Annotated in this window: 26 protein-coding genes; 17 read left to right on the top strand and 9 right to left on the bottom strand. The window is 61.8% G+C overall.

The genetic code is table 11. The features are described from left to right. Nucleotide 1: 1 nt before the first annotated feature. Nucleotides 2-1,210 carry a bifunctional phosphopantothenoylcysteine decarboxylase/phosphopantothenate--cysteine ligase CoaBC gene (gene coaBC / locus PMI24_RS12735; protein ID WP_007954446.1) on the bottom strand — a complete coding sequence of 403 codons (1,209 nt, stop codon included), beginning with the start codon at nucleotides 1,208-1,210 and terminating at the stop codon, nucleotides 2-4. A gap of 135 nt (nucleotides 1,211-1,345) precedes the next feature. On the opposite strand from coaBC, the gene radC reads away from it, so the two are divergent. Continuing rightward, entirely contained in the window at nucleotides 1,346-2,020 is a 675-nt protein-coding gene (gene radC, locus PMI24_RS12740; RefSeq protein WP_007954447.1) for a RadC family protein, read from the top strand. Between the two features lie 135 nt (nucleotides 2,021-2,155). Here the strand turns inward: radC and PMI24_RS12745 are convergent, their stop codons facing one another. Continuing rightward, complete coding sequence (locus tag PMI24_RS12745) at nucleotides 2,156-3,742, bottom strand: ABC transporter substrate-binding protein (protein ID WP_007954449.1); 1,587 nt, start codon at nucleotides 3,740-3,742, stop codon at nucleotides 2,156-2,158. A 447-nt stretch (nucleotides 3,743-4,189) separates the two neighbouring features. Between PMI24_RS12745 and rpmB the strand changes: the two genes are divergently transcribed. Next, nucleotides 4,190-4,423, top strand: coding sequence for a 50S ribosomal protein L28 (gene rpmB / locus PMI24_RS12750; RefSeq protein ID WP_003177273.1), 234 nt, complete (start codon nucleotides 4,190-4,192; stop codon nucleotides 4,421-4,423). 11 nt (nucleotides 4,424-4,434) lie between these two features. Next, nucleotides 4,435-4,590 carry a 50S ribosomal protein L33 gene (rpmG, locus tag PMI24_RS12755; RefSeq protein WP_003177274.1) on the top strand — a complete coding sequence of 52 codons (156 nt, stop codon included), beginning with the start codon at nucleotides 4,435-4,437 and terminating at the stop codon, nucleotides 4,588-4,590. A gap of 119 nt (nucleotides 4,591-4,709) precedes the next feature. Here rpmG and PMI24_RS12760 read toward each other — a convergent pair whose 3' ends face one another. The 3 genes from PMI24_RS12760 to PMI24_RS12770 form a co-directional block, all read right to left on the bottom strand. After that, nucleotides 4,710-4,931: a hypothetical protein gene (locus PMI24_RS12760; RefSeq protein WP_007954451.1), complete on the bottom strand. Its 222-nt coding sequence runs from the start codon at nucleotides 4,929-4,931 to the stop codon at nucleotides 4,710-4,712. A 182-nt stretch (nucleotides 4,932-5,113) separates the two neighbouring features. Beyond that, nucleotides 5,114-5,434 (bottom strand): hypothetical protein, encoded by a 321-nt coding sequence (locus PMI24_RS12765; RefSeq protein ID WP_177323246.1) that lies wholly within the window; start codon nucleotides 5,432-5,434, stop codon nucleotides 5,114-5,116. Between the two features lie 49 nt (nucleotides 5,435-5,483). Then, nucleotides 5,484-5,846 carry a cupin domain-containing protein gene (locus PMI24_RS12770; RefSeq protein ID WP_007954453.1) on the bottom strand — a complete coding sequence of 121 codons (363 nt, stop codon included), beginning with the start codon at nucleotides 5,844-5,846 and terminating at the stop codon, nucleotides 5,484-5,486. A 235-nt stretch (nucleotides 5,847-6,081) separates the two neighbouring features. On the opposite strand from PMI24_RS12770, the gene PMI24_RS12775 reads away from it, so the two are divergent. Together PMI24_RS12775 and PMI24_RS12780 are read left to right on the top strand one after the other, a co-directional pair. Further along, a complete protein-coding gene (locus tag PMI24_RS12775) occupies nucleotides 6,082-7,575 on the top strand; it encodes an aldehyde dehydrogenase (RefSeq protein ID WP_007954454.1) in 1,494 nt (497 codons plus the stop codon). Nucleotides 7,576-7,759: 184 nt separating this feature from the next. Continuing rightward, entirely contained in the window at nucleotides 7,760-8,905 is a 1,146-nt protein-coding gene (locus tag PMI24_RS12780; RefSeq protein ID WP_007954456.1) for an MFS transporter, read from the top strand. Nucleotides 8,906-8,923: 18 nt separating this feature from the next. Here the strand turns inward: PMI24_RS12780 and PMI24_RS12785 are convergent, their stop codons facing one another. After that, the gene (locus PMI24_RS12785) at nucleotides 8,924-10,459 is read right to left on the bottom strand and encodes a phospholipase D family protein (protein WP_007954458.1); all 1,536 of its coding nucleotides are present in this window, start codon (nucleotides 10,457-10,459) and stop codon (nucleotides 8,924-8,926) included. 377 nt (nucleotides 10,460-10,836) lie between these two features. On the opposite strand from PMI24_RS12785, the gene PMI24_RS12790 reads away from it, so the two are divergent. The 8 genes from PMI24_RS12790 (at nucleotide 10,837) to PMI24_RS12825 (ending at nucleotide 19,963) form a co-directional block, all read left to right on the top strand. Further along, the gene (locus tag PMI24_RS12790; protein ID WP_007954459.1) at nucleotides 10,837-11,499 is read left to right on the top strand and encodes a DUF1120 domain-containing protein; all 663 of its coding nucleotides are present in this window, start codon (nucleotides 10,837-10,839) and stop codon (nucleotides 11,497-11,499) included. Between the two features lie 130 nt (nucleotides 11,500-11,629). After that, a complete protein-coding gene (locus PMI24_RS12795; RefSeq protein ID WP_007954461.1) occupies nucleotides 11,630-12,337 on the top strand; it encodes a fimbria/pilus chaperone family protein in 708 nt (235 codons plus the stop codon). Then, on the top strand, nucleotides 12,337-14,760 hold the full coding sequence (locus PMI24_RS12800; RefSeq protein WP_007954463.1) for a fimbria/pilus outer membrane usher protein: 2,424 nt from the start codon (nucleotides 12,337-12,339) through the stop codon (nucleotides 14,758-14,760). Before PMI24_RS12795 ends, PMI24_RS12800 begins: the two co-directional genes overlap by 1 nt. A 12-nt stretch (nucleotides 14,761-14,772) precedes the next feature. Beyond that, the gene (locus PMI24_RS12805) at nucleotides 14,773-15,315 is read left to right on the top strand and encodes a hypothetical protein (RefSeq protein WP_007954465.1); all 543 of its coding nucleotides are present in this window, start codon (nucleotides 14,773-14,775) and stop codon (nucleotides 15,313-15,315) included. 221 nt (nucleotides 15,316-15,536) lie between these two features. After that, nucleotides 15,537-16,187, top strand: a complete 651-nt coding sequence (locus PMI24_RS12810) for a DUF1120 domain-containing protein (protein ID WP_007954466.1) — start codon at nucleotides 15,537-15,539, stop codon at nucleotides 16,185-16,187. Nucleotides 16,188-16,288: 101 nt separating this feature from the next. Further along, on the top strand, nucleotides 16,289-16,999 hold the full coding sequence (locus tag PMI24_RS12815) for a fimbria/pilus chaperone family protein (protein ID WP_007954467.1): 711 nt from the start codon (nucleotides 16,289-16,291) through the stop codon (nucleotides 16,997-16,999). Continuing rightward, nucleotides 16,999-19,422 (top strand): fimbria/pilus outer membrane usher protein, encoded by a 2,424-nt coding sequence (locus PMI24_RS12820; protein ID WP_007954468.1) that lies wholly within the window; start codon nucleotides 16,999-17,001, stop codon nucleotides 19,420-19,422. The genes PMI24_RS12815 and PMI24_RS12820 overlap by 1 nt, the downstream gene beginning before the upstream one ends. Nucleotides 19,423-19,435: 13 nt before the next feature. Continuing rightward, nucleotides 19,436-19,963, top strand: a complete 528-nt coding sequence (locus tag PMI24_RS12825; RefSeq protein WP_007954477.1) for a hypothetical protein — start codon at nucleotides 19,436-19,438, stop codon at nucleotides 19,961-19,963. On the opposite strand, the gene PMI24_RS12830 is transcribed toward PMI24_RS12825, so the two are convergent. Continuing rightward, nucleotides 19,960-21,381: an aminotransferase-like domain-containing protein gene (locus tag PMI24_RS12830; protein ID WP_007954479.1), complete on the bottom strand. Its 1,422-nt coding sequence runs from the start codon at nucleotides 21,379-21,381 to the stop codon at nucleotides 19,960-19,962. The genes PMI24_RS12825 and PMI24_RS12830 overlap by 4 nt on opposite strands. Before the next feature lie 179 nt (nucleotides 21,382-21,560). Here PMI24_RS12830 and PMI24_RS12835 point away from each other — a divergent pair, with 179 nt between their 5' ends. Continuing rightward, nucleotides 21,561-21,806: a DUF1127 domain-containing protein gene (locus PMI24_RS12835; protein WP_007954481.1), complete on the top strand. Its 246-nt coding sequence runs from the start codon at nucleotides 21,561-21,563 to the stop codon at nucleotides 21,804-21,806. Between the two features lie 134 nt (nucleotides 21,807-21,940). Here the strand turns inward: PMI24_RS12835 and PMI24_RS12840 are convergent, their stop codons facing one another. Further along, the gene (locus tag PMI24_RS12840) at nucleotides 21,941-23,251 is read right to left on the bottom strand and encodes an NAD(P)/FAD-dependent oxidoreductase (protein ID WP_007954483.1); all 1,311 of its coding nucleotides are present in this window, start codon (nucleotides 23,249-23,251) and stop codon (nucleotides 21,941-21,943) included. Between the two features lie 145 nt (nucleotides 23,252-23,396). Here PMI24_RS12840 and PMI24_RS12845 point away from each other — a divergent pair, with 145 nt between their 5' ends. Next, nucleotides 23,397-23,750 carry a YkgJ family cysteine cluster protein gene (locus tag PMI24_RS12845; RefSeq protein ID WP_007954485.1) on the top strand — a complete coding sequence of 118 codons (354 nt, stop codon included), beginning with the start codon at nucleotides 23,397-23,399 and terminating at the stop codon, nucleotides 23,748-23,750. Between the two features lie 4 nt (nucleotides 23,751-23,754). Here the strand turns inward: PMI24_RS12845 and PMI24_RS12850 are convergent, their stop codons facing one another. Then, the gene (locus PMI24_RS12850; protein WP_003177284.1) at nucleotides 23,755-24,243 is read right to left on the bottom strand and encodes an Lrp/AsnC ligand binding domain-containing protein; all 489 of its coding nucleotides are present in this window, start codon (nucleotides 24,241-24,243) and stop codon (nucleotides 23,755-23,757) included. Between the two features lie 155 nt (nucleotides 24,244-24,398). Here PMI24_RS12850 and dadA point away from each other — a divergent pair, with 155 nt between their 5' ends. Continuing rightward, nucleotides 24,399-25,703 (top strand): D-amino acid dehydrogenase, encoded by a 1,305-nt coding sequence (gene dadA, locus PMI24_RS12855; RefSeq protein ID WP_007954487.1) that lies wholly within the window; start codon nucleotides 24,399-24,401, stop codon nucleotides 25,701-25,703. Continuing rightward, complete coding sequence (locus PMI24_RS12860) at nucleotides 25,675-26,028, top strand: RidA family protein (protein ID WP_007954489.1); 354 nt, start codon at nucleotides 25,675-25,677, stop codon at nucleotides 26,026-26,028. Before dadA ends, PMI24_RS12860 begins: the two co-directional genes overlap by 29 nt. Nucleotides 26,029-26,103 lie beyond the last annotated feature (75 nt).

Here is a 26,103-nt window from a genome sequence, read left to right on the forward strand (position 1 = left end):
ATTAAACCTGGTTCAGACGTTCGGCGATAAAAGTGACCAGCTGGCGAGCGATCTTGCTCTTGCTGGTCTGGGCGAAAACCGTGGCGTGCAGCGCACGGTCGATGACGCTGCAGGCGTTTTCTTCGCTGTTGAAACCGATGCTCGGGTTGGCGACGTCGTTGGCGACGATCAGATCGAGATTCTTGCCCTTCAGCTTGCGTGCAGCGTAGTCGAGCAGGTGTTCGGTCTCGGCGGCGAAGCCGACACTGAACGGACGGTCGGGACGGGTCGCGATGGTGGCCAGGATGTCCGGGTTACGCACCATTTGCAGGACGAAGCCGTCACCGCTCGTAGGGTCTTTCTTTAATTTTTGCGGGGCGACGACTTCCGGACGGTAGTCCGCCACCGCCGCCGAGGCGATGAAGATGTCGCAAGGGATCGCGGCTTCGCACGCAGCGAGCATGTCGCGGGCACTGACCACGTCGATCCGGGTGACCCGATCCGGGGTCGGCAGGTGTACCGGGCCGCTGATCAGGGTCACGCGGGCGCCGGCTTCCACCGCCGCTTCAGCCAGGGCGAAGCCCATTTTGCCGGAGCTGTGGTTGGTGATGTAGCGCACCGGGTCGATGTTTTCCTGGGTCGGGCCGGCGGTGATGACCACGTGCTTGCCGGTCAGCGCCTGGCGCTGGAAGCAGTCCGCCGCGAGCTGGGCCAGATCGGTGGCTTCCATCATGCGGCCCATGCCGACGTCGCCGCAGGCCTGGCTGCCGGAGGCCGGGCCGAAGGTTTTCAGGCCACGGCTTTCAAGGAGTTGCAGGTTGGCCTGGGTCGCCGGATCCCGCCACATGGCCTGGTTCATGGCCGGAGCGACAGCGACGATGGCGTCGGTGGCCAGCACCAGCGTGGTCAGCAGATCGTTGGCGATGCCTTGGGCCAGACGGGCCAGCAGGTCGGCGGTGGCCGGGGCGATCAGCACCAGATCGGCCCATTTGGCCAGTTCGATGTGGCCCATCGCGGCTTCAGCAGCCGGGTCGAGCAAATCCAGGTGAACCGGGTGGCCGGACAGCGCCTGCATGGTCAGCGGGGTGATGAATTCGCTGCCGCCACGGGTCATGACCACGCGCACTTCGGCGCCCTGATCGATCAGGCGGCGCACGAGGTCGGCGCTCTTGTAGGCAGCAATACCGCCGCCGACGCCCAGAACGATGCGTTTCCGATACAGCCGCTGCATAGGTCTGCCTTTCATTTCGTTGGTGACATACGTGGCGAAACCCCCTCCCCAGGGTGAATTCGCCCGCAAAAAAGATGGGCTACGATATCACAGCGACCGCTACGGAACAGCGGCGCCCACAGACAAGGAAGGTGTATGAGTATTCGCGATTGGCCGGCGGCGGAAAGGCCGCGGGAGAAGCTGTTGGAACAGGGCTCGGGAAGTCTTTCCGATGCCGAATTACTGGCGATTTTTCTGCGCACGGGTGTATCCGGCAAAAGCGCAGTGGATGTCGCGAGACACCTGTTGGGTCAGTTCGGCAGCTTGCGAGCCTTGCTTGAGGCTGATCTCGCAACGTTCAGTGAGCAATTGGGCCTGGGCCCGGCGAAGTTTGCCCAGTTGCAGGCCGTGCTGGAAATGGGCCGGCGACACCTGGCCGAGCGCATGCGCCAGAAAACGGCGCTGGAAAACCCGCAGGTGGTCCGTGATTACCTCAAAGCCATGCTGCGCCACGAACCGCACGAAGTGTTCGGTTGCCTGTTTCTCGACTCCAAACACCAGGTACTGACCTTCGAGACGCTGTTTCGCGGCTCGATCGACAACACCGCCGTACATCCCCGAGAAGTCGTGAAGCGTTCGCTGGCCAACAATGCGGCGGCGGTAATCCTGTGCCACAACCACCCGTCGGGGAACAGCGATCCGAGTCAGGCTGATCGATTATTGACCAAGCGTTTGCAGAAGGCTTTGGAGTTGATCGATGTGCGGGTGCTGGATCACTTCATCGTTGGCGATGGGGAACCGTTGTCGATGGCGGAGTGCGGCTGGATGTAGCTTTCTAGTACAAACGCTAATCCCTGTGGGAGCGGGCTTGCCCGCGAAATCGGAGTGTCAGTCGACAACTGTGTTGGCTGATCCACCGCATTCGCGGGCAAGCCCGCTCCCACAAAGGTTCTGTGTTGTGGCGGGTTATTTGAGGGTGACCTTGGAATAATCCTGCCGCCCGAACGGGCTCACCGAATAACCCTGCACGTCCTTACGCGTCAGCGCATATGCCGTCGGATGAGCCAGCGGCAGCCACAGCGCCTGCTGCTGAATCTGCGCCTGCGCCTGTTCGTAGAGTTTGGTGCGCACACCTTGCTCGCTGGTGGTCTTGCCGGCGCTGATCAGTTTGTCCAGATCGGCGTTGCAATAGCGGGCGAAGTTGGTGCCGGACTTCACCGCCGCGCAGGAAAACTGCGGGGTCAGGAAATTGTCCGGGTCGCCGTTGTCGCCGGCCCAGCCCATGAACAGCAGGTCATGCTCGCCAGCTTTGGCGCGGCGGATCAGTTCGCCCCATTCGATCACGCGGATTTCTGCCTGAATGCCGATTTCCGCCAGATCCGATTGCAGCAATTGCGCGCCGAGGCTCGGGTTCGGGTTCAGCAGGCTGCCGGACGGGCGGGTCCAGATGGTGGTCTGGAAACCGTCCTTCAATCCAGCCTTGGCGAGCAGTGCCTTGGCCTTGTCCACGTCGTGGGCGTAACCCGGCAGGTTTTTCGCGTAGCTCCAGGTATTCGGCGGATATGGACCGTTGGCGGCTTCGGCGGTGTCTTCGAATACAGCCTTGAGGTAGTTGGCCTTGTCGAAGGCGAGGTTGATCGCCTGGCGCACTTCCGGTTTGTCCAGTGGCGGATGCTGGCTGTTGATGCCGACGAATGCGGTCATGAACGCGTCAGTCTTTTCGACTTTCAGCGTCGGCTCCTGCTTCGCCGCCTGTACGTCCAGTGGTTTTGGCGACAGGGCAATCTGGCACTCGTTGCGCCGCAGTTTTTGCAGGCGCACGTTGGCGTCCGGAGTGATGGCGAAGATCAGCGGGTCCACCGCAGGCTTGCCGCGGAAGTAGTCCGGGTTGGCCTTGTAACGGATCGACGCGTCTTTCTGGAACCGGGTGAACACGAACGGTCCGGTGCCGACCGGCTGGCTGTTGAGCTTGTCGGTGGCATCGGCCTTCAGCAGCTTGTCGGCGTATTCAGCAGAATAAATGGAGGCGAAGCCCATGCTCAGGGTCGCGAGGAACGTCGAGTCCGGGTGATCGAGGGTGAAGCGCACGGTCAGCGGGTCCAGCGCGTCGATCTTCTTGATCAGGCTCGGCAACTGCATCGACTGGGCGTGCGGGAAGCCGCTCTGGGCGACTTTGTGCCACGGGTTGGCCGGGTCGAGCATGCGGTCGAAGCTGAACTTGACGTCTTCGGCGGTCAGTTCGCGGGTCGGCTTGAAGTAGTCGGTGGTGTGGAACTTCACCTGCGGGTGCAGCTTGAATACGTAGGTCAGGCCATCGGTGCTGACTTCCCAGCTGTCGGCCAGGCTCGGGACGACCTTGCCGCTGGCGGTGTCAAAGTCCACCAGGCGATTCATCAGTACGTCGGCCGATGCGTTGGTGGTGGTCAGCGAGTTGTACTGCACCACGTCGAAGCCTTCGGGACTGGCCTCGGTGCAGACGCTCAGGGCGGCGGCCTGGGCCAGTGGACTCAGTAACAGCGGGGCGAAGAGCAGGGGGAGGGCAGCGAGGCGCATGGTCGGCTTCCTTTACAGATCGAAGGCCCATCTGCAAGTGCAGTCTGGAAAAGGCCTACCCTAGTGGTCGCGATTGCAAATGACTATCCCCTTTTTGCATTTTCGGGGCGTGACGCTGGCGAGATCTGTAGGAAACGATTGCGTTAAAATCCGCAATCACTGTCGAAGCTGGTTCTCTGCGACGAATGGTAAAAATTGCCGGCAGCCTTTGCCTAAGGCGCTCCCAGCCAGAAAAAGCGGCTTTTTAGCCATTCTTTGCACACGGAAAGTTGTTGCTCCGTGGTCTTTCTGGTATAAAGCAGCGCTCTTTTCTAGGGGCCCGGTTCCTTCGCTTGTAGGTGTAGCCGGTAAGACCTCTAAAGAATCGCGGCGCCTGGCGCCACAATGACTAGAGATTAAGCGGCCAACCCATGCCGGGTTGGGCATGTGGTTTTAGAGGGCTGAGGCATGTCTAGAGTATGTCAAGTTACCGGTAAGGGTCCGGTGACTGGGAACAACATTTCCCACGCAAACAACAAAACCCGTCGTCGTTTCCTGCCGAACCTGCAGCATCACCGCTTCTGGGTTGAAGAAGAGAAACGTTTCGTACGCCTGCGCGTTTCCGCCAAAGGCATGCGTATCATCGACAAGCGTGGCATCAGCGTTGTGCTGGCCGAGCTGCGTCGCGACGGCAAGGTTTAAGGGAGCTAATCATGCGTGAATTGATTCGTTTGATCTCGAGCGCCGGTACTGGTCACTTCTACACTACCGACAAGAACAAGCGTACTACCCCGGACAAAATCGAGATCAAGAAATATGATCCGGTTGTTCGCAAGCACGTGATCTACAAGGAAGGCAAAATCAAGTAATTGATTTTTCCCGACTTACGAAAAAGGCCCGTATCTCACGATACGGGCCTTTTTTGTTACGCGTGATTCAGTGCAGTCGACTCACGCTCCAGCTGGTCTTGCCCGGTTGATCCGAAGCTTCACGCTTTTTGCTCGTTGGAGCGATCAATTTCGATCGCCTCGATGTTGCCTTGAGCATCAAGGTGAATTGTCAGGCGTCCAGGGCTGAGATCTGCGGTGAGATACCCGGTACCACCGCGTACGTCCCGGCCGGTCAGCTCGGCAAGATAAGCTTTGACGCTGGCTACGTAGCGACTGCCAATCATATGGCGTACCTGGTGAGTTACTTGTTCATTGTTCATGTTCGCATTTCCTTTGCGTGATTGAGATGTCCATTGGCTGAACTCACCAAGTGTGTGGCCGGCTTCGGCAGGGGCTGCGGTATATAGTTATTTTTTGCGCCCGCGGTGCTTCCCTGTGCGGATCATCTGGCAACAAAAAAGGCCCGTATCTGAAAATACGGGCCTTTTTTGTTGCCAGATGATCAACCGCAGATCAGTTCATCGATCTCATTGCGTTCGTTGACCAGTACCCTGATCCGGTCAGGTTTGGGCAGGAGATTGAACAGATCCTCCGGCCGTTCCAGCCGATGCTTTTGCACCCCGGCTGCAATACGGATGGCGCTCAGGGTTTCAGGGGTTGCGACTTGGCCGACAGCGAATTGCGCGGCGTTGATATTGCAGAAATCAGGCACGGTGCCTCCTTGCGTTTCATTCGGTTGGAAGCGCTCGCCGGTCAGTCCTGCCGAGACATCCTGCCTCGGTAGGAAATTGCCCGATGTATGAGCGCTGCCGCGAAGTTTCACTCAGAAGCACTGCACGCGTCTTACTCGCGTAGTCACCACTTGTGTCGGATCAGGCCTTCTGTTCGAAGATCACATAGACCTTGCGGCAAGCCTCCAGCACTTCCCAGGTGCCACGGAAACCGGCCGGAATCACAAAGCGGTCGCCGACACGCAGGGTCTTGGCATTGCCTTCGCCATCACGCAGCACCGAAACGCCTTGCAGGATTTCGCAGTATTCGTGTTCGGTGTAATTCACCGTCCACTGACCCACCGCACCTTCCCAAACGCCGACGCCCATTTGCCCGCATGGGCTGTCGTATTGATTGAACACCGCTTGCTCGGGATCGCCCTTGAGCACTTTGGCCGGGTCCGGGCGATAGCGTTCGGCTTCGGTTGTGGTCAGGCTGATGTCGACGACGTTCTGGATGTTCATTGTTGTTTTCTCCCGTGATGACGGCGCGATGGCGTGAAAGGGCCAAAGTCTATGTTGATTAAATTGAACGCCGCAAGGCCGTATGGCGAGCTTATGTCAAATATATTGAAACAACCCCGGCCGCTGGTTTAGGGTGGCGGATGCCTTGGGCCGAAAAGCAGGCTGGCCGGGCAGTATTCCTGAGGACGACCGCGACGATCGCGGCGCTCGTATTGAACAAGAGGAGGACACTCGAATGACCACCCTGACTCGTGCCGACTGGGAACAACGCGCCCGCGACCTGAAGATCGAAGGCCGCGCCTACCTTAATGGCGAGTACACCGATGCCGTCTCCGGCGAGACCTTCGAGTGCATCAGCCCGGTCGATGGCCGTCTGCTGGGCAAGATTGCCAGCTGTGACGCCGCCGACGCCCAGCGCGCCGTGGAAAACGCCCGCGCCACCTTCAATTCCGGCGTCTGGTCGCGCCTGGCGCCGACCAAACGCAAAGCCACCATGATCCGTTTCGCCGGCCTGCTCAAGCAGCACGCCGAAGAACTGGCCCTGCTAGAAACCCTCGACATGGGCAAGCCGATCAGCGATTCGCTGTACATCGACGTGCCGGGCGCTGCGCAGGCGTTGAGCTGGAGCGGTGAGGCGATCGACAAGATCTACGACGAAGTCGCCGCTACCCCGCACGATCAGCTGGGTCTGGTAACCCGTGAACCAGTGGGCGTGGTCGGCGCCATCGTGCCGTGGAACTTCCCGCTGATGATGGCCTGCTGGAAACTCGGCCCGGCCCTGTCGACCGGTAACTCGGTGATCCTCAAGCCGTCGGAAAAATCCCCGCTGACCGCCATCCGTATCGCCGAACTGGCGGTCGAGGCCGGCATTCCGAAAGGCGTGCTGAACGTGCTGCCGGGCTATGGCCACACCGTCGGCAAGGCGCTCGCGCTGCACAATGACGTCGACACGCTGGTGTTCACCGGTTCGACCAAGATCGCCAAGCAGCTGATGATCTATTCCGGCGAATCGAACATGAAACGCGTCTGGCTGGAAGCCGGCGGCAAGAGCCCGAACATCGTGTTTGCCGATGCCCCGGATCTGCAGGCCGCCGCCGAGTCCGCCGCCAGCGCCATCGCCTTCAACCAGGGCGAAGTCTGCACCGCAGGTTCCCGTCTGCTGGTCGAGCGTTCGATCAAGGACAAATTCCTGCCGATGGTGATCGAGGCGCTGAAAACCTGGAAACCCGGCAACCCGCTGGACCCGGCCACCAACGTTGGCGCGCTGGTCGACACCCAGCAAATGAACACCGTGCTGTCCTACATCGAGTCGGGCCACACCGACGGCGCCAAACTGGTGGCCGGCGGCAAGCGCATTCTTCAGGAAACCGGTGGCACCTACGTCGAGCCGACGATTTTCGACGGCGTGAGCAATGCGATGAAGATTGCCCAGGAAGAGATCTTCGGCCCGGTACTGTCGGTCATTGCCTTCGACACAGCCGAGGAAGCGATCAACATCGCCAACGACACGCCTTACGGCCTGGCGGCAGCGGTGTGGACTCAGGACATCTCCAAGGCGCACCTGACCGCCAAGGCGCTGCGTGCCGGCAGCGTGTGGGTCAACCAGTACGATGGCGGCGACATGACCGCACCGTTCGGCGGCTTCAAGCAGTCGGGCAACGGCCGCGACAAGTCGCTGCACGCGTTCGACAAATACACCGAGCTGAAGGCGACCTGGATCAAGCTGTAAATCGCTGAGGGAGCCTGCCGAGGCGGGCTCCCGAACGATACAAAGATCCCTGTGGGAGCGAGCTTGCTCGCGAAAGCGGTGTATCAGTCAGCACATTTGCTGAATGTGAAACCGTTATCGCGAGCAAGCTCGCTCCCACAGTGTTTTGTGGTGCACATAAAAATTATCCACAGGAGCGTGGACCATGCGTTGGGCGACGTATTTCGCCGTGTTGGCGTCTGTCTTGAGTGTTGGCCTGGCCCTCGGTGTCAGCATGCCGCTGGTGTCGTTGCGCCTGGAGGGCTGGGGTTACGGCTCGTTCGCCATTGGTGTGATGGCGGCAATGCCGGCCATTGGCGTGTTGCTGGGGGCGAAGATTTCCAGTCATCTGGCGGCGCGTTTCGGCACGGCGAACCTGATGCGCCTGTGCCTGTGGGCCGGGGCACTGTCCATCGGCCTGCTGGCGCTGCTGCCGAGCTACCCGATCTGGCTGGTGCTGCGGCTGATGATCGGCGTGATCCTGACCATCGTGTTCATCCTTGGCGAGAGCTGGATCAATCAACTGGTGGTCGAGCACTGGCGCGGGCGACTGGTGGCGCTGTATGGCAGCAGTTATGCGTTGAGCCAACTGTCTGGTCCGTTGCTGTTGGGCGCACTGGGCACCGATCACGATTATGGTTTCTGGGTGGGTGTCGGTCTGCTGATCGCTTCGCCGTTTCTGCTGCTGGGTCGCAGCGGCGCGCCCAGCAGCGAGGCCAGCAGCGTGACCTTCGGCGATCTGTGGGGTTTCGCTCGAGAGCTGCCGGCCATCGCTTGGGCGGTGTCGCTGTTCGCCGCGTTCGAAGCAATGATCCTGACCCTGTTGCCGGTGTATTGCCTGCAACAAGGCTTCACCGCCGAAATCGCGCTGGCGATGGTCAGCACCGTGGTGGTGGGTGATGCACTGCTGCAATTGCCCATCGGCGCATTGGCCGATTATCTGTCACGGCGGACCCTGTTCACCGGCTGCGCTGTGGTGCTGATGCTGTCGAGTCTGGCGATCCCGATGCTGCTCGACACTTTGCTGATCTGGCCGCTGTGGGTGTTGTTCGGCGCCAGTGCCGGTGGCCTGTTCACCCTGTCGTTGATCCTGATCGGCGAGCGCTACCGCGATGATGCGCTGGTGCGCGCCAACGCCCATGTCGCGCAGCTGTGGGGCGTCGGTTGTCTGATCGGGCCGTTGATGGCGGGGGCCGGCAGTCAGTGGATCAGCGGGCATGCGTTGCCGTGGTTGATGGCGGCCGGTGCATTCGGGCTGGTGATACTGCTGTCGCGGCAAGGGGCGTTCGGCAAGGTGCCGGAGCCTGCTTGATACGGTTGGAGCGGGCTGCTACAGCATCCGCTCCAGTCCCACGGTGGTGCTGAACCACGCATTGAAGCGCCGCCACCAACTCCCCGGCTCCTTGGTCAGCGTGTGCATCTGGCCATTGTCCTCGGTGACCCACACCACTTTTCCGTCCTGCAGTTTCGCTTCGTAGCTGAGCGCCGGCGCCATGCCTTGCAAGGCCAGTTCGCGCACGTGGGCTGCCAGTTCGGGACTGTCCACCAACACGCCGACTTCAGTATTCCAAAGCACTGAGCGCGGGTCGAAATTGAACGAGCCAATGAACGACTTCTTCCCGTCGAAGATCATCGCCTTGCTGTGCAGGCTCGAGTCCGAGCCGCGATAGGACTTGCTGTAAAACAGGTGCGGGCCGCTGCCGTAGTTATCCCCAGGCTGGCGCCGCAGCTCAAACAGCTTCACGCCATGTTCCAGCAACGCCTTGCGGTACGGCGCATAACCACCGTGCACCGCCGGCACGTCGGTGGCTTCCAGCGAGTTGGTCAGCAGGCTCACCGACACACCGGCATCGGCGCGGCCGGTCAGGTAGACCAGCCCCGGCTGCCCCGGCACGAAGTAGGCAGAAATCATCACCAGTTCTTTGCTGACGCCGGTCAGCTCCGGTGCCAGTTGGGTCGTCAGCAGCAGTTGCGGATCGGGTTCGCCCTTGGCCAGCACCTTGCTCGGCGCATCCCACAGCGCCTGGTTCCACGCCCAGATCAGCTCCTTGCGCCAGATGTCCATGCGCGGATCGGTGCGATAGGTCATCAACTGCTGATACAGCGCGTGATTCTGTTTGCGGGTTTCTTCGAGTGATTCTTCCAGGCGCGTGCGGGTGTTCTGCAGGTCTTTGGCCGAGGGTTTGCTGGAGAGGAACTCGTCGATCGGCTTGCTCAGGGCGCTGTTCCAGTACTGATCGAAACTGTGCCCGAGCTGTTCGGCGACCGGCCCGACACTGAGCATGTCGATATCGGTGAAGTTCAGGTTGGGCTCGGCATCGAAGTATTCGTCGCCCAGATTGCGCCCGCCGACGATGGCTGCGCTGTTGTCCGCCAGCCACAGCTTGTTGTGCATCCGCCGGTGTTGCAGCGACAGGTTGAACAGTCGCCCGGCCGCCCGGGTCACGCCGGTGCTGCGCCCCAGGTGCAGCGGATTGAACAGGCGGATCTGGATCTGCGGATGTGCCGCCAGGGTGGCGATGATCAGGTCGAGGCCGTCGCTGGTGGTGTCATCCAGTAGGATCCGCACCCGCACGCCCCGGTCGGCGGCCTTCAATACTTCTTCCACCAGCATTCGCGTACTGATGCCGTCATGGACGATGTAGTACTGCAAGTCGAGGCTGCGTTGCGCGTTGCGGATCAGCTCGGCGCGGGCGGTGAAGGCTTCGGTGCTGTTGGACAGCAGGCGAAAACCGGACTGGCCCTTGTAGGGCGCCGCCTGGGCCTGGATCGAACGACCGAACGCGGAGTCGGACGCCGGCAGTGCCTGGCTCGGTTCGCGCGGGACATCCAGCGAAGCGCACCCGGCGAGCAGCAGGACGAACATCAGTGCAAATGGCAGGGAATGTCTGGGGCTCAAGTCGGGTCGTTCCGGGTGTGGGCGAGGTCAGGAGTATGGCACGGCGCACGCCGCCTGTTGCCTGTTCGAAAGAGCAGTCAATCCGATCCCTGAAGCAGAGCGGTTTGTAGCTCATGGCTGTCGGCAGGACGCAGTTTTTTAAACAAATGGCGGATTTTTCCGGCTCTCATCAGCTACGCCCCGCAGCGATTTTTCCAGCGCGCAATACACCCTCGCCTTACATCACTGCCGGGAGGCAATCGGAATAATGACAACGCTGATTCTGAAGCAGGACGTTTCCTGTTTTTCAGCAGAAGAAGCGCAGCTGGCTGTCATCTTTCGATTCTTATGGAGTGAGAATTTTCATGCGCAAGACCTTTCGTGCAATCGCTGTCGCAAGCGCCCTGTGTCCGGCACTGGCCATGGCCGATGGTGCAGACCTGACCATCACCGGCACCATCATCCCGACCTCGTGTACGCCGTCCTTTGCTGACGGTAATACGGTCGAGTTAGGGGATATCCCCGCCGGGTCACTGAATCGCGACCGGCAGACCGAGCTGCAAAACCGCAATGTAACGCTGAGCATCCGTTGTTCGGCAAATGCGCCGATGGCCATCAAAGTGCATGACAACCAGGCACATACCCAACTGCCCGGTATCGTCGTGGATGGCACCGATTGGGCGATGTACATCTACGGAATCGGACAAGTCGCGGGCGCCAAGATCGGTGGTTACGGCCTGCGATACGGTACACCCACCGTCGATGGCAAGCCGTCGATGATCATGTACAAGCAAGGGGGCATGGCCAACTGGGACACCCCCGATACGGCCACGCTGGTCGGAAAAAATGCGGATGGCGGCAATCTTCGCTATTCGTGGGGAGGATCCCTGGCCGCAGGCCCGACGCCGGGCGTCGTGCACATCTTTCCCATGACGCTGGTGCCGGTCATCGGCCCGTCGGCGAACCTGCCGATTACTTCTGAAATCGCGCTCAACGGCTCGGCAACGTTCGAGCTGCTCTACCTCTGACAGAGCGCGCAACGCGCCAATCATCGACAGGCACCGGTCGCTTCCGGGGCCTGTCCTTTCCAATCAATGTTATCGGCTGGCCTGTGGCCCGGCACGGATGCCGGCTGCGCGCTCGCCCGTGGACAACGTCATGAACGCCTTTGTGCGAAAAGCCATCGCCAGTGTGCTGCTGGTTTCTTTTTGGGTGCCCGGCCCGATCCGGGCGGCGGGAATGGTTCCCGAGACGCCTGTCGTTGTGCTCGACGAAGGCGTGGGTGAGGCCGGTATCAATGTGTTCAACAGCGAGTCGCATCCCGCGCTCCTGCACACGTCTGTCGAAGACGTGCCGCAAGATACCGAGTCATTGCTGCTGCTGACACCGCCGGTGGCACGGGTCGAGCCCGGGGCAACGCAGCGCGTGCGTTTCATTCTGCGCAGTGCGGAGCCTTTGAAGACCGAGCGTCTCAAGCGCGTGATCTTCGAGGGGATCGCTCCGCAGGACTCGACGGGCAAGGCGCAGGTGAGTCTGAGCCTGCGCCAGAACATTCCGGCGATCCTGCGTCCGGCGAATCTGCCGGTCGACCGCGAGCCCTGGAAGCATCTGGTGTGGACGCGACAAGGCACTGATATCCAGGTGCGCAATCCCAGCCCGTACGTGGTGCGGCTGGGCCATTCGGTGACGCTGCTGCCCGACAACAAAGAGATGGATCTGGGCCGCACCTATGTGCTGCCCGGCGAGCAGCTGACCTTGAGCGGAACGCCTGATCCGGGTCATGCACCGCTTCAGGTACGGCTGTTTCCAGTGACCACCTACGGTTTCGCCATTGCGCACTTCGATGCTCCTTTGGTGACGGATTGATGCACCGAGGTTGTCTGGCCGGCGCCGCGTTGATCATCGTTCTCGGCACCGCCCCTGTCGCCAGAAGCGCCGAAGGGCTATCCGTGCAGTTCAATCCGGATGTACTGAAATCCCGTGGGCTGGATCCGCGCCTGGCCGAATATTTCAGCCAGGCGCCGCGCTTTCGCGAGGGCGTGCAGGCGGTTGCGCTGTCGGTCAACGGTGTGCCGAAGGGGCGGGTGCAGGTGACGTTCAATGCCGAAGGCGAGTTGTGTTTCACGCCTTCACTTCCGGAGCGGGGCGGATTTCGGGCGGCGGATCACGTCGAGTCGACGGGTGATTCGGGATGCGAACTGTTCGCCCGGTACTTTCCGGGTGCGGTGGTACAAGCCGATCCGTCGCAGGAACATATCTCGCTGCTGTTGCCCACCGATGCGCTGGTGCCTGATCGCCCGGTTCGTCGCAGCTTCCTCAACGGGGGTACGGCAGGTCTGTTCAACTACGACGCCTTGCTGCTGGGCAGCCGTTTCGCCGGCCAGTCTTCGCAGTTCCGCAATCTGAATGCCGAGCTGGGCCTGAATGCGGCGGACTGGTCGTTTCGCAGTCGCCAGGTGTACAGCGAGTTCGCCGGAGAGAATCGCCTCGAGCATTTGTATGCCTACGCCTCGCACACTTCGGAACGCTATCAGGCCAACCTGCAACTGGGTCAGTTGAACATGGTCTCGCCGCTGTTTTCCGGTGAGGCCTTCAACGGCTTCCAGGTGCAACCGGAACTGGCCCTGATGGCGCTGGACGATGACAGCTCCGGTGCGCGGGTTGAAGGCATTGCCTATTCCGCCGCGCGAATCGAAGTCACCCAGAGCGGTGCGTTGATCTACACCACGGTGGTGCCCAGTGGGCCGTTCACGCTGGTGGGTTTGCCGCTGCTCAGCCAGAGCGTGGACCTGGAAGTGACGGTGCACGAAGAGGACGGTCAGCAGCGGCGTTTCATTGTGCCGGCGACGCAGTTGCGGGGCGGGATGACGGGCCGGGCGGCAGGCTATGGGCTGGCGGTCGGTCAGGTGAGGCGCTACGCCGGTGACGAGCGTGATGCGCCGTCCTTTGCCGCTGCCAGCAAGGACTGGCGGCTGGGCTCGCGCGGGCAGGTCACGGCCGGCGCCATGTTTGGCACAGGCTATCAGTCGCTGGGCTGGGCAATGCAGGGCGGCATCGGTGATCGGCTGATACTCGGTGGGCGCCAGGTGATTTCCCGGGCACAGGATCAGGCCGTGTCCGGCACGCAATTGCAGTGGACGGCCAGCGGTCGGTTGAGTGAACGGTTGTCGACAAGTGTTGCGCTGACCCAGCAGACCCAGGGTTTCCGCACGCTGTCGGACACCACCTGGGATTCGCGCAATGATCGACCGTTCCAGCGAGTACGCAATCAACTGACGGCAAACCTCAGCACCAGCAGTCCGGTGTACGGAGGCTTTTCTGCCAGCTACTCGCGCTTCTCCATGTTTGATGGGACGGCCACGTCCAGAGTCGCCCTGGCCTGGTCGCAGAGCATTCGGCGGGCCAATGTGACATTGACGGTTGAACGGGATGTCGCCGGGGCCTCCGACGATGCCCGTGGCACAGCAGCCTATCTGAGTGTCAGCTTGCCTCTGGGCGCGCGCCAGACCTTGCGCGGTTACGTGCGTAACGACGACGTGAGCGGCACTCGCAGCGGTCTGCGATTCAATGAACAGCTCAGCGACACCCTGGCCTACAGCATCGGCGCCGAGCGACCGGATGACGGCAGCGCCGGGTTCAACGGACGGGTCAATCTGTTGCCCCGCTATAGCCAGCTGGATATGGGCTATTCGCGCAGTGATGCGGATAGCCAGAACTATGACATCGGCCTGCGTGGCGGTGCGCTGGTGCACGGTGGTGGCGTAACGCTGTCGCCTTATCCGCTGCGCGAAACCTTCGCCTTGCTCAAGGCCGGCGACAGCGCCGGCGTCAGGTTGAACACCCCGCGTGGCCCGGTCTGGACCGATCATTCCGGGCACGCCGTGGCAGCGAGTCTGCCGGCGTACAGCAAAGGGCGGGTCGAGCTGGACACGGCCAGCCTGGGGCGCAATGTCGATGTGCACAACGCTTTTCAAGAGGTCGAAGCCGGGCGTGGCGCCTTCGCGCATCTGGCGTTCGACATGGTCACCGCGCGGCGCGTGCTGTTGCAGGCGCGCACCGCCGACAACGTTCTTCTGCGCAAGGGCGGAGCCGTTTTCGACGCGCAGGGACAGTACATCACCAACGTACTGGAGGCCGGCACGATCTTCTTGCCCGATGTCCGGCCAGACACGAGTTTGCACGTGGTGCTGCCCGATGGCATTCGCTGCCGGTTGGTCTACAGCCTCGGCGAACCCCCCGACACCCAATCGCTGTACGAAACAGCTCAAGCCACCTGCCACGCGGTTTAGGAGTCAGTCACCATGCATCGTTTGAATACCGGCACGATTGGTCTGGCATTGCTCAGTGCCGTGTTTATCGCCGATCAGGCACAGGCGCAGTCGGGCTGTGCAGTCAGGCTGGGGCAGCCTTCCATCGACTTTGGAGCGATGACGCGCGGTCAGTTGCTGCAGCAGCCCCTGGACAATGACCAGCTGAGTTTCGGGCGCCGACGGGTGCAGATCACCGTTCAGTGTGAACGGACAGTTGCGCTGCGACTCGACCTGGCGGCGCCGGCCGCGGATACCGTGGACTATCGGTTTGGCGCGGGGGCGTTGAGGGTCCATGTGATGGCTGTCCGGGTGGATGGCAAGGCCGTGCAGTGGCTTGGATTTGAACCGGGTGTCGCATCCGGCGCGGCTGTCTGGCCCGCCGGGCAAAGCCTGATTCCCGCGCGGGCGGGCGTTGCACTGGAAGGTCAGCGCATGGACGTCGAAGTGGAACTTGAAGGACGGGTAGGGTCAGCGCAGACCCGGGTTGCCGATCTGACCCGGTTCGGGATCGATCTGCGCTTTCAGGCGTACTGAATCTCGGACCCCGGAAACATGGCGGTTCAAAGCATCGGGCCACGGCAGCGTAGGATCCCGCCACCAAGCTCAAATTACCTATTGAACCAGTCGTGATTTCGCTGTTTAAGCGCTCCCGTTTCCTACAGATTTATCTCTCATAAGCCGCAATCATCAGCCCGCTTACTTACATACCAAGTTTGTAGGGACTGAACTGTCAATCAAATGGAAGATTACGGCTTATGAAAAAGACATACCGTCTTGCAGTACTGGCGGCGGCGCTGCTGCCAACAATGGCAATGGCAGAAAGCGTTGACCTGAATGTCATCGGCACCATTATTCCGACGTCCTGCATTCCGGCCTTCGCCGGTGGCAGCACGGTGGATCTGCGCAAGATTTCGGCGGCGACTTTGAATCCGACCACCCAGACCTTGCTGGCCGGTCGCGATGTGTCCCTGCACATCAATTGCGATGCACCGGCTCCTGTGGAAGTATCGGTGCGCGATAACCGAGCCGGCACCAAGCTGCCGGGCATCAGTGATGGTGCCGGGCAGAGTGATCCGGCGCTGTTCTACGGGTTGGGTGACATCAACGGTACGCCCATTGGTGGTTTCGCCTTGCGTCACGGCATTCCCGAGACTGACGGCAATGCGCAGACATTGCTGACCCGGACGCTGGCGGTCCCGACATGGCGTGTGCCGACCAGTACGCTGGTCAGCAATGCACCGCAGTTGTACTCGTGGGGCGCCAGCGCCGCGACCGGTCCGGTTGCCGCCCGTCACCACGGTTTCCCGATGCACCTGCTGCCGATCATCGGGCCAAGCAACGCTCTACCGATTGCCAACGAAATCCCGCTGGACGGCTCCGTGACATTCGACATGTTCTACCTCTGACGGCGGCGTCCCGGTGCCTCTCACGCACCGGGACTGACTGACGCACGCGAGCGCGGTCCGGCATCTGCCGGATCGCATCCAGGATTTCACGGATTATCCCGATGCTCATTTCTTTCAAGTCTGTTCTCAGGACGGCGCCGCTGTGCCTGTCCGCATGGTTTTCAATGCCGCTGGCCCACGCCGCCGGAATGGTTCCGCAGACGCCCGTGCTGTTGGTCGAGGAGGGCATGGGTGAGGCGGTGATGAACGTGCGCAATACCGACACGCATCCCGCACTGCTGCACACCACTGTTGAGAACATCGAGGACCGCGACGATGTACTGCTGATCTTCACCCCGCCCATTGCCCGGGTCGAACCGGGCGGTATTCAGCAAGTGCGATTCATTCTGCAAAACCGGCAACCGTTGAAAACCGAACGCCTCAAACGGGTGATCTTTGAGGGGATCAGTCCGGCCAGTGACGCTGCCGGAGCCCGGGTTGCTCTCGGTGTACGCCAGAACCTGCCAGTGATTTTGCGCCCTGCCGGGTTGCCGGTCGAACGTGAACCCTGGAAGCGGCTGACCTGGTCAATGGATGCCAACGGTGTACAGGTCGTCAATTCGAGCCCCTACGTGGTGCGGCTGGCGAAAACGATTGTGCCTCTGCCGGGCACCCGCTCGGTGAACCTGCCCAAGACTTACATCCTGCCCGGCGAGCGAATGCACGCCGAGTTGCCCTTGCACACCTCGGCCCAGACGATGGCGGTGAGGATCTTCCCGGCCACCACCTACGGCTTTGCGGTCGACCATTACGACGCGCCGGTTACCCGCTGATGAAGGTCTGCGTTCGTTGGAGCGTGTTGCTGCTTGCGGCCCACTGCAGTGCGCTGGCGGCCGAGTCACTGGAGTTCGACGCCCGTGTGTTGAGAGACCGTGGCATCGATCCCGCGTTGGCGGCGTACTTTCGTGAGGCGCCGCGCTTCATCCAAGGCGAGCATTCCGTGGCGCTTGAGGTCAACGGACAGGCCAGAGGCCGTGTGCGGGTATCGTTCAACGAGCGCGGTGAACTGTGCCTGCACCCCCAATGGCTGAACGTTGCTGGAGTACGCCCGCCAACCTCGATGGACAAGTTGCGACCGGAGCAGTGCATGACGCTGGCGGAGGGATTTCCCGAAGCAATCGTGCGACTGGACCCGGGACGCGAACGGATTGACCTGCTGGTACCGACCGACAGTCTGATGCTGGCGGAGCGTGCGCCAAACAACTTCGCCCATGGTGGTACGGCCGGCGTTTTCAATTACGACGCGTTGATGGTCGGCAGTCAGCATGAAGGTCGGCACGACAGGTTTCAAAGCCTCGGTTCGGAGGTCGGCCTGAATGCCGGGGACTGGGTGTTGCGCAGCCGGCAGTCTTACACGTCGACCTCCGGCAACTCACGGTTCGAGCACCTGTATGCCTACGGTGCGCGAACCCTGGAGGACGCCGAAGCCAGCCTGCAGGTCGGGCAATTGAATCTCGCGTCGAGCTTGTTTGCCGGCGAATCCTTCAACGGCGTGCAGATCGTGCCGGAAGCGGCATTCACCCAGTTGCGCGCGGCGCAGGACGGCGCGCGCGGGCAGGTGGAAGGTGTCGCGTATTCGCCGGCCCGCATTGAAGTCCGGCAGAACGGCGTGTTGATCTACACCACCATGGTGCCGAGTGGGCCGTTCACGCTGCGAGCACTGCCGCTGCTGAGCAACCGGATTGATCTGGAGGTGACTGTCCACGAACAGGATGGGCAGGCGCGGCGCTTGCGCGTGCCGGCGGCCAGCCTCCACGAAGCACAATGGGCCGGGCCGAGCGGGTTCAACTTTGCGCTGGGCACGGTGCGACGGCTGGGCTCGGACGACCGAAAGACGCCTTCTTTCACGGCGCTCAGCAAGGATTGGGATTGGGGGCAGGCCACCCGACTGAGCGCCGGTTTGCTCGCGGCAACCGACTACCTGTCGACAGGCTGGGGCCTGCAGCGGCAGTGGGCCGGCGGCTACGCAATGGGCCTGCGACAGGTGCTGTCCGATGACCGCTCCAGTGGCGCGGGAGGCAGCCAGACACAACTGACGCTCAGTGCGCCGCTGTCCGAGAGCCTGTCGACGAGCCTGGTCGCAGTGCGACAGAGCCGGAATTTTCGCACGCTGTCAGACACCGGCTGGGATCAGGAGCTCCACCGGGCCGAATCCCCCGGTCGCGATCACCTGGTGTTTTCTCTCACCGGATCGGTGGATCAATGGGGGGCATTCGGGGCGACCTGGTCGCGATATTCGACCCAGAATGAACCGTCGCAGTCGCGTCTTGGCCTGTCGTGGTCGCGCACATTACCTGAGCGCATCAGCCTGTCGTTGAACCTGGAACGTGCCATCGGCGACACGGCATCTGATCGCCTGGGCAACTCCGCTTACCTGACGCTGGGAATGGCGCTCGGTGGCCAGCGAAGGCTGCGCGGCTATTTGCGCCGTGATGATCGATCCGGCCTGCGCCGGGGCGTGGCCGTCAGCGACGTACTGGGTGAAAACCTGGCCTACAACGCCAACGCGGAGTACCGCGATGAGACTGCGGCCAGTTACGGCGTGCGTTTCAATGCGCTGCCGCGCTACACCAGCCTGGACGTTGGCGTCGGCCAGCGATCCGGCGCGACCGATTACGATGTGGGGCTGCGCGGTGGTGTGGCGCTGCATCGCGACGGCGCAACCTTGTCGCCTTATCCCCTGCGCGACACCTTCGGCGTACTCAAGGCCGGTGATCGATCGGGTTTAAAACTGAACACGCCTCAAGGGCCGGTCTGGACCGATGGTTCGGGTCACGCAGTCGCGGCGAGCCTGCCGGCCTGGTCGACGGCACGGCTGGAAGTCGACCCGCTCAGCCTGTCGCGCAACGTCGAAGTGCTCGACGGGGTGAAGGAAGTGCAGCCGGCCCGTGGGTCGGTGCAGCATCTGGACTTTTCCCTCGTCACCGTCCGGCGATTGTTGCTCAACGCCATGACCGTCGACCGGCAATGGCTGGCCAAGGGGTTGAGTGTTCACGATGAGCAGGGCCGCTACCTGACAACGGTCCAGGACGCCGGAACGATTTTTCTGCCGGACGCAAAAGCGGGTCAGCGCCTGCATGTGCAGCTCCCTGACAACACGCAGTGCGAGTTGCGTTTCCCGCTTTCCGAATCCCCTGACGACAGTGCGCTCATCGAGCGGGTCGATGCCACCTGCGCGCCGGCCGAGCTGTCCTGAACGAGTGCATCTGATGAAATTTCTGCTGGTCCTGGTCGTGCTGCTGTGCCTGGTATTTGAACCGGCGTCGGGCGCCGAAGCGTGTCAGTCGAGCCTGTCGCCCGCGAGCGTGAACCTGGGTAGCGTAACGCGCGCCGACCTGCTGCAACGCACGGCGCTTGATGGCCGGGGCCCGGGCTTTGGTCTGCGCAGCGTGCACTTGCGGGTGCACTGTCCCGACGTGCGCTTGATGCGCTGGGCTTTCGCCGCGCCCCCGGCTGATCCGCAACGTTTCCGTTGGGCGGCGGGCACGTTGCAACTGCGTATCGTGGCTGTGCGTCTCGACGGTGCGGCGGTGAACTGGCGGCTGGACAGCGGCCAACCGGTCGAAGGTGATTTCCTGCGACCGGGCATTCATGTTGTGCCGTGGCAGGCGGACGCCGGTGCCCGGGGCAGCCTGCTGGAAGTGGAGATGGAACTGGATGCGCGGGTCGATGACGCCTCAAGCCGCCCCGTCGATCCGGAGCGGTTTGAAGGTCAGGGCGCATTTACGGTGGGCTAATCGACCTCGGCCAACAGTTTGATCGCGGCCGCGCCGACCTTGCGCACGGCCTCTTCGATCAGTGCTGTCGGTTTGGCCGCGTAGTTCATGCGCAGGCAATTGCGGTACTTGCCCGAGGCGGAAAAGATGCTGCCGACAGCAATCTGTACGCCCTGATCGTGCAACGCACGATTCAGTTTCAGGGTATCGAAACCTTCCGGCAGTTCGACCCAGAGCATGAAGCTGCCTTGCGGGCGGCTGGCGCGGGTCCCGGCCGGGAAATAGCGCGTTACCCAGTCGATCATCACGTCGCGATTGCGCTGGTATTGCGTGCGCATCCGCCGCAAATGCGGTTCGAAGTGCCCGGCCTTTAAGAATTCGGCGATGGCGATCTGCGGCTGTGGCGCAGTGGAGCCAGTGCTGATGTATTTCATGTGCAGCACCCGCTCGAGGTAGCGACCGGGCGCGACCCAGCCGATGCGCAGCCCCGGCGCGAGGGTCTTGGAAAACGAACTGCAGAGTAAGACACGGCCGTCTTCGTCGAAGGATTTGATCGTGCGCGGACGCGGGTAGGTGTAGGCCAGTTCGCCATACACATCGTCCTCGATGATTGCCACGTCGAAGCGCTGGGCCAGGTTGAGCAGGGCGCGTTTGCGCGACTCCGGCATGATGTAGCCGAGCGGGTTGTTGCAGTTGGGCGTGAGCTGGATGACCTTGATCGGCCATTGTTCCAGCGCCAGTTCCAGGGCTTCGAGGCTGATGCCGGTGAGCGGGTCGGTGGGGATTTCCAGGGCTTTCATGCCCAGGCCTTTGAGGGTTTGCATGGCGCCGTGGAAGCTCGGCGAATCCACCGCGACGATGTCGCCGGGTTCGCAGATCGCGTGGATGCTGGTGGAGAGCGCTTCGTGGCAACCGGTGGTGACCACCAGATCGCTGGCGCTCAACTGGCAGCCGGAATCGAGCATCAGCCGGGCGATCTGTTCGCGCAGTTCGAGGGTACCGTGAATGTTGTCGTAATACAGACCGGGCATGTCCTGACGGCGGCTGATACGGGCCAGCCCGCGCAGCAGCGGTTTCATCGTCGGTGACGAGATGTCCGGCATGCCGCGACCGAGTTGCACCACGTCCTTGCGCGGCACGGCGCGAATCAGTTCCAGCACCTGATCCCACTGGGAAATTTCCACCGGCCGTTGCGCCGGGCGTCCGACTGCCGGCAGCTCCGGTAACTCACGCCCCACCGGCACGAAATACCCGGACTTGGGTTTCGGCGTGGCCAGGCCGCTGTCTTCCAGCATCCGATAGGCCTGCTGCACCGTGCTCAGGCTGACCCCGTGTTCTACGCTCAAGGCGCGCACCGACGGCAGGCGATCACCAGGACGGTAGAAGCCTTGTTCGATGCGGGTGCCGAGCAGTTCGGCGAGATTCACATAGAGCGTCATGGCACTGCCTCGATGCAGATGATTCGTTAAACCAGTACAGATGCGGCGTAAATCGACAATTCAGTCTCAGAGACAGCAAATCTGTATGGAAATAATACAGATGTGTTGAATCTGTAATGCTTTTGCTCGCCCGCGCATCATGGAATCTCTGGCTACCCAAGTAAACAGGAGCAATGAAAATGAACGGTTTGAGCGATGTGCGGCTGACGTTACACAGTCAGGAACTGGAGGCAGGGCAACAGGACAACGCGCGCAACGAGATCATGCGCAACGCGCCGTCCGGCCTGAGTCGCTGGGGCCTGTTCTGGCATCGTCTGCACACGCGCAAGGCGTTGTTGCGCCTGACGCCGGAACAGCTCAAGGACATCGGGCTGACCCGCGAGCAGGCGCTGGAGGAGGGGTTGAAGCCGTTCTGGCGGATCTGAAATCTTCGGTGCCTGTTTCGGCCCCTTCGCGAGCAAGCCCGCTCCCACATTCGACCGTGTTCTCCAGGTGGAGCGCGGTCACCTGTGGGAGCGAGCTTGCTCGCGAAGGCGTATTCAGGGCCTCGACAAAAACATCAGACCAACTCTTTAAGCCGATGCCACAACATCCCCAACGCCAACAGCGGCGAGCGCAGATGCTTGCCGCCGGGGAAGGTGATGTGTGGCACTTTGGCGAACAGGTCGAAGCCGCCGCTGTGCTGACCACTGATGGCCTCGGCCAGTAGCTTGCCCGCCAGGTGCGTGGCATTCACGCCGTGACCGGAATAAGCCTGGGCGTAATACACATTCGGCTGATCCGCGAGCCGGCCAATCTGTGGCAGACGGTTGGCACCGATGCCGATCATCCCGCCCCACTGATAAGCGATCTTCGCTGAAGCGAGCTGCGGAAACACTTCGAGCATCTTCGGCCGCATGTACGCGCCGATGTCTTTCGGATCACGCCCCGAGTAATGGCAGGCGCCGCCGAACAGCAGGCGACGGTCCGCCGAGAGGCGGTAGTAATCGAGCGCCACCCGCTGGTCGCAGACCGCCATGTTCTGCGGCAGCAGGGCGTGGGCCTGTTCTTCGCTCAGGGGTTCGGTGGCGATGATGTAGCTGCCGGCCGGCAGTACCTTGCCGCTGAGTTGCGGATTCAGATTGTTGAGATAGGCATTGCAGCCCAGCACCAGGGTCTTCGCCCGCACCGAACCTTGCGCTGTATGCACCCGGACTTCCGGGCCGTAGTCGATGCGGGTGACCGCCGATTGCTCGAACAGCTTCACCCCGAGTTGCTGCGCTGCCGCAGCTTCGCCGAGCGCCAGGTTCAACGGGTGCAGGTGCCCGGAACCCATGTCGATCAAACCGCCGACATAGCGTTTGGAGCCAACCACGGTGTGCATCTCGTTCGCTTGCAGCAGACGGGTTTCGTAGCGGTAACCGAGGCCGCGCAGTTCTTCGGCGTCTTCGGCAAATCCTTCAAGGTCGGAAGGTTTGTTCGCGAGATCGCAGTAACCCCAGGTCAGGTCGCAGGGGATCTGAAATTTTTCGACGCGCTGGCGGACGATTTCCACCGCTTCCAGGCCCATGAGTTTCATCTGACGCACGCCGTCGGCGCCGATCACGTTGGCGAACTGATCGAGGCCGTGACCGACCCCGCGAATCAGTTGCCCGCCGTTGCGGCCGCTGGCGCCCCAGCCGATCCGGTGCGCCTCCAGCAACACCACGCTCAAACCCCGTTCAGCCAGTTCCAGCGCGGTGTTCAGCCCGGAGAAACCGCCACCGACCACGCACACGTCCGCGATCTGTTCACCTTGCAGCACCGGATGATCGGGCTGCGGCAGGCTGCTGGCGGCGTAATAAGAGGCAACGTGGGGTTGGCTCGCGGTGGCTTGGGCGCGGGCATTCATGGGCGTCATCCTGAGCGGGTGTCGAGAAAATTTGACGGAGCATAAGCCGCAGGCCCGAGGCCGGGCAACATTGGTCGGCCCACGGTGTCTGGATCACGGCTTTTGCGGCACAATTGCCGCCTATTTCGCTCCGGTTACCGCTTCAATGAGCTGCAACAGTCAGAAAATCCGCACCCTGCGTCAGCAGATTCCCACGTTCGAATGCGTGCCGGGCTGTCATGACTGTTGCGGGCCGGTGACCACCTCGCCTGAGGAAATGTCCCGCCTGCCGCGCAAGACCCGCGCCGAGCAGGACGCAGCGATGGAAGAGCTCAACTGTGTGCATTTGGGGCCGAATGGCTGCACGGTGTATGACGAGCGGCCGCTGATCTGCCGGTTGTTCGGCACCACCCAGACCTTGCCGTGCCCCAACGGCCGGCGGCCGGTGGAGCTGATTCACCCACGGGTCGAGAAGCAGGTGTTCGAGTACATGGCCGAAAACCGGCAGGTGCTGGTCTGAGCGTTCAGTCCGGAATCGGCAGGCTCAGGCTCTCTTTTACTTCTTCCATCACGATGTAGCTCTTGGATTCGCGCACGTGGGGCAGCTTGAGCAGGATGTCGCCCAGCAGCTTGCGGTACGAAGCCATCTCGGAAATCCGCGCCTTCACCAGATAGTCGAAATCCCCTGACACCAGGTGGCATTCGAGCACGTGGGGCAATTTCAGCACCGCGCGTCGGAACTCTTCGAAAGTATCGCCGGATTTGTAGTCGAGGCTGATCTCGACGAACACCAGGAGACTACCCTTCAAGTGCTGCGGATTCAGGCGGGCGTTGTAGCCCATGATGATCCCCTCGCGCTCCAGGCGCCGCACCCGCTCGGTACATGGCGTGGTGGAGAGCCCGACCTTCTCGCCCAGTTCGGTGAATGAAATCCGCCCGTCCGCCTGCAGGATCCGCAAGATGTTGCGGTCGATCTTGTCCAGCTCACGTTTGGTCTGAGTGTTGGTACGCATAGGGGATGCGCCTCCGTGAAAAGGGTTTTTGCCGAGAATTGTCGCCAAATATAGGCGCTTATACAGTGAAAAGCACTGGCAAATCTTTTTTACACTGCGCGCATCATTGCTCTAACAACAGACGTACGCGGCACGCCGCGATGAGGGATACAAAAATGCGCGTTATGGTCTTGGGTAGCGGCGTCATCGGTACCGCCAGTGCTTACTATCTGGCCCGTGCCGGGTTTGAAGTGGTGGTGGTCGACCGACAGCCCGCCGCGGCCATGGAGACCAGTTTCGCCAACGCCGGCCAGGTCTCGCCGGGCTACGCCTCGCCGTGGGCTGCGCCGGGCGTGCCGCTCAAGGCCATCAAGTGGCTGTTGCAACGCCACGCGCCGCTGGCGATCAAGGCCACCGCCGACATCGACCAGTACCTGTGGATGGCGCAGATGCTGCGCAACTGCACCGCCAATCGTTACGCGGTGAACAAGGAGCGCATGGTGCGTCTGTCCGAGTACAGCCGCGACTGCCTCGACGAATTGCGCGCCGAAACCGGCATTGCCTACGAAGGCCGCAGCCTCGGTACGACCCAGTTGTTCCGCACCCAGGCGCAACTGGATAACGCCGCCAAGGACATCGCCGTATTGAAAGAATCCGGCGTGCCGTTCGAAGTCCTCGACCGCGCCGGCATTGCCCGCGTCGAACCGGCACTGGCCGGTGTCACCGACATCCTCGCAGGTGCCCTGCGCCTGCCGAACGACCAGACTGGCGACTGCCAGATCTTCACCACCCGCCTCGCCGAAATGGCCACCAAACTGGGTGTGGAATTCCGTTTCGGCCAGGACATCCAGCGCCTCGATTTCGCCGGTGATCGCATCAACGGCGTGTGGATCGACGGCAAGCTGGAAACCGCTGACCGCTACGTGCTCGCTCTCGGCAGCTACTCGCCGCAACTGCTCAAGCCGCTGGGCATCAAGGCTCCGGTGTATCCGTTGAAGGGTTACTCGCTGACCGTGCCGATCACCAACCCGGCGATGGCCCCGACTTCGACCATTCTCGACGAGACTTACAAAGTCGCGATCACCCGTTTCGACAACCGCATCCGCGTTGGCGGCATGGCGGAGATCGCCGGTTTTGACCTGTCGCTGAACCCGCGTCGGCGTGAAACCCTGGAGATGATCGTCAACGACCTTTATCCTCAGGGCGGCAATCTGGCCGAAGCGAGTTTCTGGACCGGCCTGCGTCCAACCACCCCGGATGGCACGCCGATCGTCGGCGCCACCCCGTTCAAGAACCTGTTCCTGAACACCGGTCACGGCACCCTCGGCTGGACCATGGCGTGCGGCTCCGGTCGCTTGCTGGCTGACTTGATGGCGAAGAAAAAGCCACAGATCAGCGCCGAAGGCCTCGATATTTCCCGTTATGGCAACACCACCCAGGAGTCCGCAAAGCATGGCAATCCAGCGCCAGCTCACCAATGAGCGCATGAGTCAGATCGTCAGCCACAACGGTACGGTGTATCTGTCCGGGCAGGTCGGCGATGACTTCAACGCCGGTGTCGAACAGCAGACCCGCGACGTACTCGCCAATATCGAGCGCCTGCTCGATCTGGCCGGCACCGACAAGCAGCATCTGCTGTCGGCGACGATCTACCTGAACGACATCGAGGCGCACTTTGCCGGCATGAATTCGGTGTGGGATCAGTGGCTGCCCAAGGGCGCCGCCCCGGCCCGTGCCACGGTTGAAGCGAAGATGGCCAAGCCGAACATCCTGGTCGAGATCTCCATCGTCGCCGCGTTGCCGTAACCCGTTGTAAAGATCCCTCTCCCGGTGCTGTTGGCGGTTCACGCCGCCGGCCAGCACCGGTTTTTATTCCCATGA

This window comes from Pseudomonas sp. GM25 (assembly GCF_000282255.1).
Lineage (GTDB): Bacteria > Pseudomonadota > Gammaproteobacteria > Pseudomonadales > Pseudomonadaceae > Aquipseudomonas > Aquipseudomonas aphyarum.

Excerpts from the sequence above, each read along its gene's own strand:
- coaBC (WP_007954446.1), bottom strand. The coding sequence starts at position 1,210 with ATGCAGCGGCTGTATCGGAAACGCATCGTTCTGGGCGTCGGCGGCGGT.
- radC (WP_007954447.1), top strand. The coding sequence starts at position 1,346 with ATGAGTATTCGCGATTGGCCGGCGGCGGAAAGGCCGCGGGAGAAGCTG.
- PMI24_RS12745 (WP_007954449.1), bottom strand. The coding sequence starts at position 3,742 with ATGCGCCTCGCTGCCCTCCCCCTGCTCTTCGCCCCGCTGTTACTGAGT.
- rpmB (WP_003177273.1), top strand. The coding sequence starts at position 4,190 with ATGTCTAGAGTATGTCAAGTTACCGGTAAGGGTCCGGTGACTGGGAAC.
- rpmG (WP_003177274.1), top strand. The coding sequence starts at position 4,435 with ATGCGTGAATTGATTCGTTTGATCTCGAGCGCCGGTACTGGTCACTTC.
- PMI24_RS12760 (WP_007954451.1), bottom strand. The coding sequence starts at position 4,931 with ATGAACAATGAACAAGTAACTCACCAGGTACGCCATATGATTGGCAGT.
- PMI24_RS12770 (WP_007954453.1), bottom strand. The coding sequence starts at position 5,846 with ATGAACATCCAGAACGTCGTCGACATCAGCCTGACCACAACCGAAGCC.
- PMI24_RS12775 (WP_007954454.1), top strand. The coding sequence starts at position 6,082 with ATGACCACCCTGACTCGTGCCGACTGGGAACAACGCGCCCGCGACCTG.
- PMI24_RS12780 (WP_007954456.1), top strand. The coding sequence starts at position 7,760 with ATGCGTTGGGCGACGTATTTCGCCGTGTTGGCGTCTGTCTTGAGTGTT.
- PMI24_RS12785 (WP_007954458.1), bottom strand. The coding sequence starts at position 10,459 with ATGTTCGTCCTGCTGCTCGCCGGGTGCGCTTCGCTGGATGTCCCGCGC.
- PMI24_RS12790 (WP_007954459.1), top strand. The coding sequence starts at position 10,837 with ATGCGCAAGACCTTTCGTGCAATCGCTGTCGCAAGCGCCCTGTGTCCG.
- PMI24_RS12795 (WP_007954461.1), top strand. The coding sequence starts at position 11,630 with ATGAACGCCTTTGTGCGAAAAGCCATCGCCAGTGTGCTGCTGGTTTCT.
- PMI24_RS12800 (WP_007954463.1), top strand. The coding sequence starts at position 12,337 with ATGCACCGAGGTTGTCTGGCCGGCGCCGCGTTGATCATCGTTCTCGGC.
- PMI24_RS12805 (WP_007954465.1), top strand. The coding sequence starts at position 14,773 with ATGCATCGTTTGAATACCGGCACGATTGGTCTGGCATTGCTCAGTGCC.
- PMI24_RS12810 (WP_007954466.1), top strand. The coding sequence starts at position 15,537 with ATGAAAAAGACATACCGTCTTGCAGTACTGGCGGCGGCGCTGCTGCCA.
- PMI24_RS12815 (WP_007954467.1), top strand. The coding sequence starts at position 16,289 with ATGCTCATTTCTTTCAAGTCTGTTCTCAGGACGGCGCCGCTGTGCCTG.
- PMI24_RS12820 (WP_007954468.1), top strand. The coding sequence starts at position 16,999 with ATGAAGGTCTGCGTTCGTTGGAGCGTGTTGCTGCTTGCGGCCCACTGC.
- PMI24_RS12825 (WP_007954477.1), top strand. The coding sequence starts at position 19,436 with ATGAAATTTCTGCTGGTCCTGGTCGTGCTGCTGTGCCTGGTATTTGAA.
- PMI24_RS12830 (WP_007954479.1), bottom strand. The coding sequence starts at position 21,381 with ATGACGCTCTATGTGAATCTCGCCGAACTGCTCGGCACCCGCATCGAA.
- PMI24_RS12835 (WP_007954481.1), top strand. The coding sequence starts at position 21,561 with ATGAACGGTTTGAGCGATGTGCGGCTGACGTTACACAGTCAGGAACTG.
- PMI24_RS12840 (WP_007954483.1), bottom strand. The coding sequence starts at position 23,251 with ATGAATGCCCGCGCCCAAGCCACCGCGAGCCAACCCCACGTTGCCTCT.
- PMI24_RS12845 (WP_007954485.1), top strand. The coding sequence starts at position 23,397 with ATGAGCTGCAACAGTCAGAAAATCCGCACCCTGCGTCAGCAGATTCCC.
- PMI24_RS12850 (WP_003177284.1), bottom strand. The coding sequence starts at position 24,243 with ATGCGTACCAACACTCAGACCAAACGTGAGCTGGACAAGATCGACCGC.
- dadA (WP_007954487.1), top strand. The coding sequence starts at position 24,399 with ATGCGCGTTATGGTCTTGGGTAGCGGCGTCATCGGTACCGCCAGTGCT.
- PMI24_RS12860 (WP_007954489.1), top strand. The coding sequence starts at position 25,675 with ATGGCAATCCAGCGCCAGCTCACCAATGAGCGCATGAGTCAGATCGTC.